The following is a 10,645-nucleotide window of genomic DNA, read 5'->3' as shown; positions in this document are numbered from 1 at the left end:
GATCATCACCGCACGCCGGACCTTCTGATAAAGCTCCACTCTCTTCATCCTTCTCCTCCGCCCAAAAACGGAGGTTAGCAGGACTGGCCCCTTTTTATCCCGGTGCTCTCAGCCGACGGATGGCCCCTTTTATTACCGGTGTTCTCAGAGCTATACGCCCGCGACAACGACTTTTTCTATAAATGTCAATCGAGCCTTCTAAAGCGGCCTTTGGGGGCGAAACGATAATCGCATGCCCACAAGAAAGCGGCGCCCTGTAAATGTCTGCTATATCAAAAGCTCTGCCTCAAGTTGGACAGTCTGTAATCGGCCCGTCTCGGGTATTCAGAAGAGGAAAGCTGGCTGCTGAATGACCGGGAAGGGTCGGTTTCGCAAAATGCGTGACGCCTAAGGGTAGAACTTTTGCAGCTTTTAAATAACGCGCGAAACGGGGGATCGGTACGAAAAGCGGCCATTGACGCGGCATCGACATTCACCGATAAGCTTACCATCGGGCAGTGCGGGCGCCCGATCAGACGGTATCCGTTCAAGTCCGCTCCATTTACCGCGTCTGCGGTCAAGGAGCGTTTATGGATTATACGGCCACTGACAAGCATCTTCCGTTGATCAGCCTTCCCGCACTTTTTCTAAAATTCCTTCGTTTTGGCTTCCTCGCCTTCGGCGGCCCTGTAGCTCAGATTGCCATGCTGCGTCAGTCACTGGTCGAGGAGGAGCGGTGGATTGACCGCTCCCGCTTCAATAAGCTGCTCGCGATCCTGCAAGTCCTTCCAGGACCTGAAGCCCATGAACTCTGCGTCCACTTCGGCATAGTTGCGCGGGGCCGGATTGGCGGGCTTCTGGCGGGGCTGGGTTTCATGCTGCCCGGTTTCGCACTTATGCTGCTCGCTGGTTGGGTCTACGTAACTTGGATAGCGGGACACGGAATGTGGAGTGGGCCGCTTCTGGGCGTCCAGATTGCTGTACTCGCGATCATTCTGCGTGCCGTTTTCCGGATCGGCGGGCATATCCTTTTGGATCGGCTGACATGGGGGATCGCCTCGGGTAGCGCGTTGCTCACGCTGTCGAATATGCCGTTCTGGTTGCCGCTTGCGGCCGGCGCCGCGGTTTACGCCTTTGCTCATAGGTCTTATCTGGCGGTTGCCGTCGCCGTCTTCACCGCAGGCCTGGCTGCCTGTCTCCATCTGGCTCCCTTCGGACAAGCGGCTCTTAACATCTCTCATGAGCCGTCAACAGACGTTGCCCTCTTCATCGCCGGCCTAAAGGGCGGCCTGCTAACCTTTGGGGGCGCCTACACCGCAATTCCCTATGTCCGCGCCGACACCGTGGGCCGTGGCTGGTTGAGTGACACTACCTTTCTCGACGGGATCGCGCTGGCAGGGATACTTCCCGCCCCGCTCGTGATCTTTGCAACGTTCGTCGGCTATGCTGCGGGCGAGCTGTCTGGCGCGATAGCGATCACGGCGGGCATGTTCCTCCCTGCGTTCGCCTTCTCGCTCATTTTTTTTGAGCGGTTAGAAGCGATCGTTGATCATCCTGCGCTCCAACGGGCACTGGAAGGCGTTGCTGCAGCAGTGGTCGGCATCATCGCCGCGACCTTCCTGCAGCTAGGCGAGGCAGCGTGGTTGCGCATATCCTCGCTGCCAACGGCGATAACGCTGTTTTGCTTCGCCTTGATCGCCGCATGGCGCTTTAAGGGGGCGTGGGTGACGCCGGCGATACTGGCCTCGGGTGCATTGGTCGGTGCCGCCGCTTCGCTATGATGGAACTCTCCGGCTGCGGCGGCAGATTTAGTCGTCTCCGACTTTGTGTAGCCGCCGGGCCGGTAATCAGAAGCCGACCGGCCCTCGCACAGGATTCCTTAGGAATTTCGCCTGATGCAGGCACTCTCGAAGCCGCCAAGCTGCCTCGGTACCATCGAATAATTGCTTCAGCCGACAGCTGACGTTCACTGAACTGCACCGGAATGACTTAAGTCATTCGTAAAGTGAGGACATGCAGACATAGCTCGCCTGCCGGCGAATATTCACGGCTGCTTTTCAGCCGAGCGCCGAGGAGAGACGTGTAACATCGTAGCTTCCCTGACCCGAAGCGGGAAAAATCCCATAATAGGTCGTGCAACTACCTCGCATTTTTCTCCGACAGTGAGGAGGTAGCACTAGGTCGAGCAAGAAACCGAATATTCTGGTCATTTGAAGAGATGACATTGGGATCAGCAACCTCAGTTGCTATTCGGACGGCCTGAGGGGATACCGCACCCCCAAAATTGCCCGCATTGCGAACGAAGGTGTGCGGTTTACCGGCAGTTATGGCGAGCAAAGCTGCACCGCTGGGCGATCTTCGTTCATCACTGGCGGCAACGTAGGGTCGGTTTCCCCGAGCGCCAAACGCCGCACCGTGGAACAAAGCCTCATTCCCGCACGATTTGCTTTCCCACGCACCAACCTGGAGAAGAGCGCTGGGAGGGGTCGGCCCTAGGCCGACATCTCTCGCACGATGTCGGCGACCAGACCTCTCAACCAGCGATGGGCCGCGTCCTGTCGGTATCGCACATGCCAAGCCATCTCGACCGGGAATGTGCCCAGATCTACCGGTGCGGGAAGGATCTTTAAGCGATGATCCTGTTGCAGCCGCTTGCAGATCAAAGACGGGAGCGTTGCACAGTAGTCGGTGACCGCCACCATCTCGGCGACCGCGAAGAAGTTGGTCACCGAGATCGCCACCTCACGCTTGAGTTCCTGCTGTGCGAGCGCTTGGAATAGCCCCGCACGCATCCGCCCTGGCGGTAGGATATTGACGTGCTTGAGCGTCTCGAACTGCTCGCGGGTCATCGTATCGTCGATACTGGGATGATCTGCCCGCACAGCACAGGCGAGGCTCTCGTCCATCAGGTGCTGGACGACGAGATTGTCGGGGGGATCGACAATGCGGCCGAGCACCAGCGCTGTGGTGCCTGACACGACGCCGGTCTCGACCAGATCGTTGCCATAGGGCGTCAACCGAAGCTTGATGCCGGGCGCGACCTGCTGGAGCCGGGCGACGATAGCGGGAACAAGCACGAACTCGACGTAGCCGTTGGGCGCTATCGTGAAGGTCCGCTCCGCCTTGGCGGGATTGAAGCCCTGCTGGCCCAGCACCGTGTCATCGAGCTTCGCCAGCGCATCGGCGATCGCGGGTGCAAGCTCCAGAGCGACGGCAGTAGGCTGAATCCCGTACCGCTCACGGATGAAGAGTTGATCCTGCAGCATCAGACGCAGCCGCGAGAGCGCGTTGGACAGCGCTGGTTGCGTCATCCCGACGCGCTCGGCCGCGCGCGTGACGCTGCGCTCTTCCATCAAAGCGACAAAGATCGGGAGCAGGTTGAGGTCGTATCGCATACAGACATGCTCTAGAGCGTATATCTGAAATCAAGACAATAAACTTCTGGAATATGTTGGAATGGGCCACTTTCCTCCCGTCCCCAGCGATTGCGGTGAGACAATGGAGGCTCAGATGACCCATACGAAAGTGCTCTTCCTCGGATCCAACGCCACGCAGATCGAGCTGCGTGGCGGCGGCTCGGCCACGATCGGCCAGTACCTGAACGAAACCGTGGTGCCCGCAATGGCGCTGATCGAGGCCGGCTACGATGTCGTGCTCGCCACGCCCGACGGCGCCAAGCCGCATATCGACGAGGCATCGGATACGGTGGAGCATTTCGGGGGCGACCAGGCCGTTTATGAGCGCGCCCGGCACTTCTTCGCCGAGCACCCCGCCATGAACGAGGTTCGCACCCTGGCCTCGGTCATCGAACAGGGTCTGGACGAGTTTGCAGGCGTATTTGTCCCCGGCGGCCATGCTCCGGCGGTCGACCTGATGCAGGACCGCGAGACGGGCGTCATCCTGCGCCACTTCCATACGGCGGCCCGGCCGACCGGGCTGCTCTGCCATGGTCCCGTAGCGGTTGTTGCCGCCCTGGCTGACCCGGCAGCGTACAGAGCGGCCCTGATCGAGGGCGACGACGCCAAGGCCGCGGACCTCGCCCAAGACTGGATCTATGCGGGCTACCGCATGACGGTCTTCTCGGTGAGCGAGGAGAAGATCGCCGAAGAGCACCTGCTGAAGGGCGAACTGTACTTCGACATGCCTAAGGCTCTGCGGCTGCCAGGCGGCGAGGTCTCGGCCGCTCCTGAAGATTTCGCCGCCAACGTGGTCGTCGACCGCGAACTGATCACTGGCCAGAACCCGGCCTCCGATCACGCGGTCGCGAAGGCCATGATCGCGGCGCTCAGCGGCCTGCAGACGGCGGCATGAGTACGCGCATGACAGGAGGCGCGCTGCGGATGCGCGCCACCACGCCCGCCCATTCATCAAGGATTACCCCTATGACCGCCCACGTGAAGATCGTCGCCGTCCTGACCGCCCGTCCCGGCGCTGCCGACCAGCTCCGTACCCTGCTCGACGGCATGCTTGCGCCGAGCCGGGCGGAAGCCGGCAACTTGCGCTATGATCTCTGGAAGGATCAGAGCGAGCCCACGCGCTTCGTGCTGGACGAGCTCTACACCAGTTCTGACGCGGTTGCCGCGCACCGCGCGACCCCGCACTTCCAGGCCTATCTTGCCGCGATCGGCGATCTTGCCGAGCGAACCGCCTTCGTCCTCGATCCCGTTTCAACCTGAGGAGGCAGCGATGCGTGACCTGAAGCACTGGATCGGCGCCGCGCTGCTCGCGCAGCCCTTCTACGCAGAAGAAATCCAGATGATCGGACTTCTGGCGCAGACATGGCGCATCGGGTTACTCGGTGCCTGGACCGCAACGAGCCATACTGGCGCTGCGACCGCGCGGCATACTAGCCATCTGGCCTTCACAAACCTGCATTCACACAACGATTGCGTGATGCCGGCTTCGGGGTGACCGAGACGCAGGTCAGGGCGCGGCCCAACACCAGGGGTTTTCCTATTACAATCTGGTTCGCGCAAAAGCTGTGAAATTTTATGCGGGATTGAGACGCCTCCCGTTGAAGTATCAACTTTTGTTCCTACATAAAGGCAATCGCTGGCAGACAAAATTAAGCACCGGCGGCTGAGAGACCATAGTGCTCCCGCTTAATAGAGGGGAGCATTGCCATGGATCTCAATCACCAGTACTTCGAGCACCAATTATCGCTTATGCGCGCGAGCGCTGCCGGAACGCGTCTTGCAAAAACGCGGCACCTCGCCGCGGCCGGCGTCACAGCGAACCGGATCAGCAACCATCAATCCGGCATTGGAGCAGGTGCAGCGGACGGCTGGAGCAGAAGCTCGCACAATGTTTATTTGTGGATTGATCGCGATCTCAGGATCGCATCATGAGCCGTCTGCTTAATATTGATCCGCCTCAGGCAAAAGTCGAGCGGCAGTGCGCCAAGCACCTCGTGTCAGTCAGTGCAATGGAACCTTTCCCGGGCGGCGGCACTCATCTTGTCTGCGTCAGGCCGGAGGGGACCGAAGAGACGCCTCAGCTTTTCCCGCGAAATCTGATCGCCGGCCTCATCGAGCGATATCCCTTTTATCGCCCACAAGTGCCTTGATGATGAGGAACAGGATTCTCTCCGGCGCTTTCTCGTCGCCCTAGCGGAGTTTAATTTGCCATGATCCATCCTGCGCTGCGATTCTCTGTAAGTTCCAACGGCGACCAATGGTATCTGGCCCGTGGAAACGGCCCTGACAAAACTACGGTGGTGCATGAAGCGAACCGCTCATCGGGCGGCGCCGTCACGAGCACTTCGATCGAGGACTTCATGCGTGTCGATCTGGGATCGCCTGAACGACAGGACTTCATAAGGCTGGTCGCTGATTTACTCGGCTGCGAGCTTGATGACCGCAAGGCGCGCAAAGATGTTTTGCTGATACAGCTTCGGGATGCCACCGAAGAAGACGCCGCGAATGCCTTGCTTGGCGCAAAAGTGCAACTGCCACTGACGACGCCGTACGAAGCCCTGGAGTTTTTCAACTGCATGGTGGACGTGGTGACGGGTCAGCGCGCCATTGAAGTAGGGGAAGATGCCCATCGCATCCGTCCCGGTTTTGGCAGCACTCACGAGTAGGGTAGGCAAGTTGGATACCACAGAATCCAAAAAAATATAACATCGACATAGACGATGAGTGCTGCACATCCTGTACCAGCCCAATGTGTATTCATCATTAGCGGGCCTGAATAGTCAACTGAACCTTCAAGTGTCCGCTCCTGAGAATGCAGAGTTGGACTCTGAAGAGCGACGAGGATCGGCGCTCAGTTAAACGGCAGCCGTTCGTCGGACGAAGGACTGGTTCCGGGGTCAGTGGACAGTCCAGAACCCATACCGGGACGACTGACTTGGTCGCGACCTGCCGGTTCCCGGACAGCCCGGACCTGGGAATGCGAGATGGGTGCCTGAATGGCGACAAAGGGTCGGCCTTCTTAGAAGCGTTCTACCTATGGCCGTCTGGGCCACAGGAGATGTGTCATAGGATTATCAGAGTTTGATCCCGCCGCTCGCTAGCGGGTGTCGCGGAACGACGGGCGTAAAGTTGGAGCAAAGCGAGCGCTTAAACCCCGTCAGATATGGCCGATCCGCTTTTTCTCGAACGGCATGGACGGGTCCGCGCCCGGGCCCTCTTTGACCTCGCCATCGACAGCAAGCTTTGCGGATGCGATCTGGTGAAGATCCGGATCAGTGACATCGTTTGCGATCGGAAAATTCGAACACGGGCGACGGTCGTACAGCAAAAGACCAGCCGACCAGTTCAGTTTGAACTGATGGCCGATGCTCGCGCCAGCCTACTCAAATGGCTCGAGCTTCGAGGTGAATCCTTGGAGGACTTTGCATTTCCTAGCCGCACCGATCACGCAGCCGCGCAATTTGCTGTCGATTGCAAGATCGAATAGGCCCGATCCCGGATACGTCGATGTTGGTCGAGAAAGAAGCGGACGGCCCAGATCTGACGCGGCTTGAGCGCGCGCTTCGCGCCCACTTTTCGCCTGGCGTTCCATCAAACCCGCTCATGCGCGGCAGGATCGAATTCTGACCCCATGACACGTCTCCAATGGACATGATGGCCATAGGTATAACGCGTCAGAACGGGTTGTCCCGCTTCGGTCACTCAGCGATTGATGGCTGGATGAGGCAAAAACTACAGGCTTTTACCTCAAAAAATGGTATACAGTGAGTTATAAGGGAGCTATTTATTGCTCATGAAGTGGAATTGGCAACAGCCGGACTGGCCTGAATTTTGTTGGGATAGCGCCTCTTTGGCGGCGAATGAAGCCAGATTCCTGCAGCAGTCCGGAATACTCATTGGTTCGGTCAAGCACCTTGCCGACGATGACCGCGCCGCTGTCACCATCGATATCATGACCGGCGAAGCGCTCAAGACGTCCGAGATCGAAGGCGAGTTGCTCAACCGCGACAGCGTGCAAAGCTCGCTGCGCCGCCAGTTGGGTCTTGAAGTCGGAGACCGCCGCATCCCGCCGGCCGAGCGCGGCATCGCTGAAATGATGATCGCCCTTTATCGCGACTTTGCCGAACCGCTCACGGATGAGACCTTGTTCGCCTGGCACCGCATGGTCGTCAGTGGGCGACACGACATCGAGGCTGTCGGCAGTTACCGCGAACACGCGGACGCCATGCAAGTCGTCTCAGGTTTCAGCCACGAGCCGAAAGTGCATTTCGAGGCCCCGCCCTCGCAGGACGTGTCACGGGAAATGCAGAGTTTCCTGGCGTGGTTCGCCGCCACATCTCCCGAGGGGACAAGACCGCTGCCGGGCTTGACCCGGGCCGGGATCGCTCACCTCTACTTCGTGTCGATCCATCCCTTTGAAGATGGCAACGGACGCGTGGCTCGTGCGCTAGCCGAGAAAGTGCTATCACAGGCAATCGGCCAGCCCAGCCTGATTGCCCTTTCACATGTCATCCAGCGCAAGCGGGGCGCCTATTACGATGCGCTGGAAGCGGCCAACAAGCACAACGAAATCACCACTTGGCTAACCTATTTCGCCGAAACCGTGCTGGACGCCCAGACGCACAGCCTTGCCCTGATCGACTCTCTCATCACCAAGACACAATTCTACGACCGCTTCCGGGACCGGCTCAACGAACGGCAAGCGCGCGCCATTGCCCGGATGTTCCGCGAAGGGTTGGACGGCTTCACCGGGGGGCTGAGCGCGGCCAATTACATCACCATCACCGGTACCTCTCGTGCGACTGCAACCCGCGATTTGCACGAGTTGGTTGATATCGGCGCACTAAGGCAGACCGGCACGCTGAAATCCACCCGCTACTATCTCGACTTGGGCCAGTAGCGGGCCACGACCCTCCGAGCGAAGATCACTCGCCTGGGACCGGACATTGAGTGACGCTGAGGATCATCGGCAGCCGAATGACCGCTAGCGGTGAATCCCGCCGCTCGTCCGGCGAGCGAAGAACGACCGGGCCTGGGTCGCGAGCAGCCGGAACCGGACGGTCTGCACCTGGGGAGCGAAAATCGCTCTCTGAGCGGCTGCGGGGTGGTGATAAAAAGCTGGATGCAAACCGCTAGGTCAACCGTAGGGTCGTGCCCCTCTTGGCAAGTCCAGGGCGCTAATCGCTAACCTCGGACCTGACATATTCCCCCGATCCAACGTCAACAGACCACCGGCGGGTTATGCCAGTAAACCAGCTGTTTGGTAGCGACACCGCGAACAGCGACTCTGTCCCACGATGCGGCGTTCGGCGCTCGGGAAAACCGACCCTTAATTGTCGTTCAGCCGCTGATTTTTCACTCCCAGCTGCGGCTGGTCCGCTTTCCGGTTCCTGGACCCACTTCCGGCACATTACCGCTAACCGGCCACTAGCATCCGCACACAAGATGCGATATGATAAAATCATATTTGAACGGAGGTCGGTATGGCTGCGAAAGCAATAACGGTAACGCTTGGCGAAATGTCATCGCACGCCGAGCGCCATCTGGCGTCTGGCCGATATGCTTCTATGAGCGAAGTGATGCGAGCGGGTTTACGCGCGCTGGATCGCGAAGAGGCAGTTTTGGATGAATTAGTGCGCGTCCGCGTTGCGGAAGCCCTAGCTGACCCCCGTCCCCCGATGCCGCTCGATCGGGCATTTGCGCAGGTTAGGGCCTCGATCGCCAAAGCATGACCTATAATGTGCAGCTGTCGGCATTGGCGATCGAGGATTTGATTGCACTTCACCAATGGGTGAGCGTGGAAGCTGATATTCCCACGGCAGACGGCTATCTTACCAGAATTGAAAAACGCATCGCTGCGTTGGGCGATTTCCCCCAGCGCGGGTCGCCCCGTGATGACTTAGTGGTAGGCCTGCGGACGCTGACATTCGAGCGTCGTTTAATAATAGCGTATAATGTAGATGGGAAGGTCGTCACCATCCAGCGTGTCATCAATGCTTTTCGCGACCTGGCACCGATTCTTCGAAACTCTTAAATTGGCGTATGATTGCCATTTTCTGCTGTCGACCCTTTGCGGACTCTCAGCCGTCAATTTTCGTTCCCCAGGTGCGGACGGTCAGCAAACCCGGTAGGTCGCGGACCACTTCTGGTCATCTGCAGACCGCCGCTGGAACGGCTAGTTTTCCTGAAATCGGCCGTTTGCCACACGGAAATGATCGGTTGCGATGTGTAATCGTCAGCACTTCGGGGTGATCGCTGCTCATATGGAACGCGACCGTTCATGAAAAGGGACGCTGGCTGCGCGGCGCGAATGTGAAGTGGCGACTATGGGCACGAATGATTGAGCGAATTTATGGATTGCAAATTCACGATTGTGAGGTCTCTTTGGTTGCTTAGCAGCTCGAAACACCGCCCCCGGTACTCAGCGATCATGTAGTGAGGCATCCCCAAATGAAGCGACGTGCGCTATTGACGGGATTAACTGTCTTATTTTCACAGCAAGTGGGAGCTTATCAGCGGCTGCCGGAAGATGGACGAGCAGCGTTTCGAAAGGCAGTCGAAGACTACCAAATTTTCGTTGTTCCTCACTGTGCCCCTGACGAAGTCCGCGCTTACGTCACCGCACGTGAAGACAGAGACCGTACGTTCATGCGGTCTCTGCGTAAAACAGACTTGGAGGCGGATTATCGTCAGGCGGTTACTGAACGTGCCAACAAAGATCGTCAGACGGTCTACGAATGCTTTGGCCCACCTCCCCCTCCACTCCCGCCGGGAGCAGAACCATCCACCGGCTCGAGTGCTGAGCCGCCACATCGCGATACTACCGCTGAGCACTTCGCTGCGGGCGACAGGCAGTTCGCGGTGATGGTGCGAATGCGCGATGAACTTATCGGCCATCCTCACCTTTAGGCTCACCAGATGTGCAGGTCGGTGAACAGGCGGCTGCTATTGATGAACCGGAATGAGGTGCTTTACGGTAGCTATCTCCGCGGAATTCCTTGTCGGGGCACGGCGGTATAGGCAGGTTGCTTCCTCACATTAGACGTTCGGCTGCCCGACGCTAAACGTCGGGTCCTGTCAGGTGCGACCGTACGGATCATTGTAGCCATCCGGTGAAAGCCGCGACGTAGCTCGGATCAGGTGACGATCGGGTGCTGTTCTGGTTGCCAATTCCAGGGCATTAGCTGATCGAGCTGTCGGGCCGGATGCTCAGCAATGCGAGCGAGTACATCGGCGAGCCAAGCCTGCGG

Annotated in this window: 12 protein-coding genes and 3 pseudogenes; 12 read left to right on the top strand and 3 right to left on the bottom strand. The window is 58.7% G+C overall.

Annotated elements, in window-relative coordinates; genetic code table 11:
• Nucleotides 1-569 precede the first annotated feature (569 nt).
• Together chrA and AB4Z00_RS26355 are read left to right on the top strand one after the other, a co-directional pair.
• Nucleotides 570-1,760, top strand: a complete 1,191-nt coding sequence (gene chrA, locus AB4Z00_RS26360; RefSeq protein WP_442047878.1) for a chromate efflux transporter — start codon at nt 570-572, stop codon at nt 1,758-1,760.
• Between the two features lie 442 nt (nt 1,761-2,202).
• Nucleotides 2,203-2,361, top strand: a pseudogene (locus AB4Z00_RS26355) (arylsulfatase); the annotation flags it as partial.
• A 110-nt stretch (nt 2,362-2,471) separates the two neighbouring features.
• On the opposite strand, the gene AB4Z00_RS26350 reads toward AB4Z00_RS26355, so the two are convergent.
• On the bottom strand, nt 2,472-3,374 hold the full coding sequence (locus AB4Z00_RS26350; RefSeq protein WP_442047877.1) for a LysR family transcriptional regulator: 903 nt from the start codon (nt 3,372-3,374) through the stop codon (nt 2,472-2,474).
• Nucleotides 3,375-3,489: 115 nt separating this feature from the next.
• Here AB4Z00_RS26350 and AB4Z00_RS26345 point away from each other — a divergent pair, with 115 nt between their 5' ends.
• The 7 genes and pseudogenes from AB4Z00_RS26345 to AB4Z00_RS26315 all read left to right on the top strand — a co-directional run.
• Nucleotides 3,490-4,290, top strand: coding sequence for a type 1 glutamine amidotransferase domain-containing protein (locus AB4Z00_RS26345; protein ID WP_442047876.1), 801 nt, complete (start codon nt 3,490-3,492; stop codon nt 4,288-4,290).
• A 71-nt stretch (nt 4,291-4,361) separates the two neighbouring features.
• The gene (locus tag AB4Z00_RS26340) at nt 4,362-4,655 is read left to right on the top strand and encodes a putative quinol monooxygenase (RefSeq protein WP_442047875.1); all 294 of its coding nucleotides are present in this window, start codon (nt 4,362-4,364) and stop codon (nt 4,653-4,655) included.
• A gap of 10 nt (nt 4,656-4,665) precedes the next feature.
• A complete protein-coding gene (locus AB4Z00_RS26335; protein WP_442047874.1) occupies nt 4,666-4,890 on the top strand; it encodes a hypothetical protein in 225 nt (74 codons plus the stop codon).
• Nucleotides 4,891-5,102: 212 nt separating this feature from the next.
• On the top strand, nt 5,103-5,327 hold the full coding sequence (locus tag AB4Z00_RS26330; protein WP_442047873.1) for a hypothetical protein: 225 nt from the start codon (nt 5,103-5,105) through the stop codon (nt 5,325-5,327).
• Nucleotides 5,324-5,545 carry a hypothetical protein gene (locus AB4Z00_RS26325; protein WP_442047872.1) on the top strand — a complete coding sequence of 74 codons (222 nt, stop codon included), beginning with the start codon at nt 5,324-5,326 and terminating at the stop codon, nt 5,543-5,545. Before AB4Z00_RS26330 ends, AB4Z00_RS26325 begins: the two co-directional genes overlap by 4 nt.
• A 60-nt stretch (nt 5,546-5,605) precedes the next feature.
• A complete protein-coding gene (locus AB4Z00_RS26320) occupies nt 5,606-6,061 on the top strand; it encodes a hypothetical protein (RefSeq protein WP_442047871.1) in 456 nt (151 codons plus the stop codon).
• A gap of 438 nt (nt 6,062-6,499) precedes the next feature.
• Nucleotides 6,500-6,843: pseudogene (locus AB4Z00_RS26315) on the top strand (tyrosine-type recombinase/integrase); the annotation flags it as partial.
• Here the strand turns inward: AB4Z00_RS26315 and AB4Z00_RS26310 are convergent.
• Nucleotides 6,844-6,968 (bottom strand): annotated as a pseudogene (locus AB4Z00_RS26310) (tyrosine-type recombinase/integrase); the annotation flags it as partial.
• Nucleotides 6,969-7,188: 220 nt separating this feature from the next.
• On the opposite strand from AB4Z00_RS26310, the gene AB4Z00_RS26305 reads away from it, so the two are divergent.
• From AB4Z00_RS26305 to AB4Z00_RS26295, 3 genes are all read left to right on the top strand, one after another.
• Nucleotides 7,189-8,295 carry a Fic family protein gene (locus AB4Z00_RS26305; protein WP_442047870.1) on the top strand — a complete coding sequence of 369 codons (1,107 nt, stop codon included), beginning with the start codon at nt 7,189-7,191 and terminating at the stop codon, nt 8,293-8,295.
• Nucleotides 8,296-8,878: 583 nt separating this feature from the next.
• Nucleotides 8,879-9,127, top strand: coding sequence for a ribbon-helix-helix domain-containing protein (locus AB4Z00_RS26300; RefSeq protein ID WP_132270574.1), 249 nt, complete (start codon nt 8,879-8,881; stop codon nt 9,125-9,127).
• Nucleotides 9,124-9,429, top strand: coding sequence for a type II toxin-antitoxin system RelE/ParE family toxin (locus AB4Z00_RS26295; RefSeq protein ID WP_442047869.1), 306 nt, complete (start codon nt 9,124-9,126; stop codon nt 9,427-9,429). Before AB4Z00_RS26300 ends, AB4Z00_RS26295 begins: the two co-directional genes overlap by 4 nt.
• Before the next feature lie 1,102 nt (nt 9,430-10,531).
• Here AB4Z00_RS26295 and AB4Z00_RS26290 read toward each other — a convergent pair.
• Nucleotides 10,532-10,645 (bottom strand): transposase domain-containing protein (locus AB4Z00_RS26290; protein ID WP_442047879.1); only part of this gene is annotated, 114 nt, incomplete at its 5' end.

The organism is Novosphingobium sp. YAF33, assembly GCF_052113265.1.
Lineage (GTDB): Bacteria > Pseudomonadota > Alphaproteobacteria > Sphingomonadales > Sphingomonadaceae > Novosphingobium.
Note: the sequence above shows the minus strand (reverse complement) of the source record. Positions and strands in the feature narration are given on the sequence as shown.

What these genes read in the sequence shown, in the direction of transcription:
- chrA (WP_442047878.1), top strand. Translation starts at nt 570, where the DNA reads ATGGATTATACGGCCACTGACAAGCATCTTCCGTTGATCAGCCTTCCC.
- AB4Z00_RS26350 (WP_442047877.1), bottom strand. Translation starts at nt 3,374, where the DNA reads ATGCGATACGACCTCAACCTGCTCCCGATCTTTGTCGCTTTGATGGAA.
- AB4Z00_RS26345 (WP_442047876.1), top strand. Translation starts at nt 3,490, where the DNA reads ATGACCCATACGAAAGTGCTCTTCCTCGGATCCAACGCCACGCAGATC.
- AB4Z00_RS26340 (WP_442047875.1), top strand. Translation starts at nt 4,362, where the DNA reads ATGACCGCCCACGTGAAGATCGTCGCCGTCCTGACCGCCCGTCCCGGC.
- AB4Z00_RS26335 (WP_442047874.1), top strand. Translation starts at nt 4,666, where the DNA reads ATGCGTGACCTGAAGCACTGGATCGGCGCCGCGCTGCTCGCGCAGCCC.
- AB4Z00_RS26330 (WP_442047873.1), top strand. Translation starts at nt 5,103, where the DNA reads ATGGATCTCAATCACCAGTACTTCGAGCACCAATTATCGCTTATGCGC.
- AB4Z00_RS26325 (WP_442047872.1), top strand. Translation starts at nt 5,324, where the DNA reads ATGAGCCGTCTGCTTAATATTGATCCGCCTCAGGCAAAAGTCGAGCGG.
- AB4Z00_RS26320 (WP_442047871.1), top strand. Translation starts at nt 5,606, where the DNA reads ATGATCCATCCTGCGCTGCGATTCTCTGTAAGTTCCAACGGCGACCAA.
- AB4Z00_RS26305 (WP_442047870.1), top strand. Translation starts at nt 7,189, where the DNA reads ATGAAGTGGAATTGGCAACAGCCGGACTGGCCTGAATTTTGTTGGGAT.
- AB4Z00_RS26300 (WP_132270574.1), top strand. Translation starts at nt 8,879, where the DNA reads ATGGCTGCGAAAGCAATAACGGTAACGCTTGGCGAAATGTCATCGCAC.
- AB4Z00_RS26295 (WP_442047869.1), top strand. Translation starts at nt 9,124, where the DNA reads ATGACCTATAATGTGCAGCTGTCGGCATTGGCGATCGAGGATTTGATT.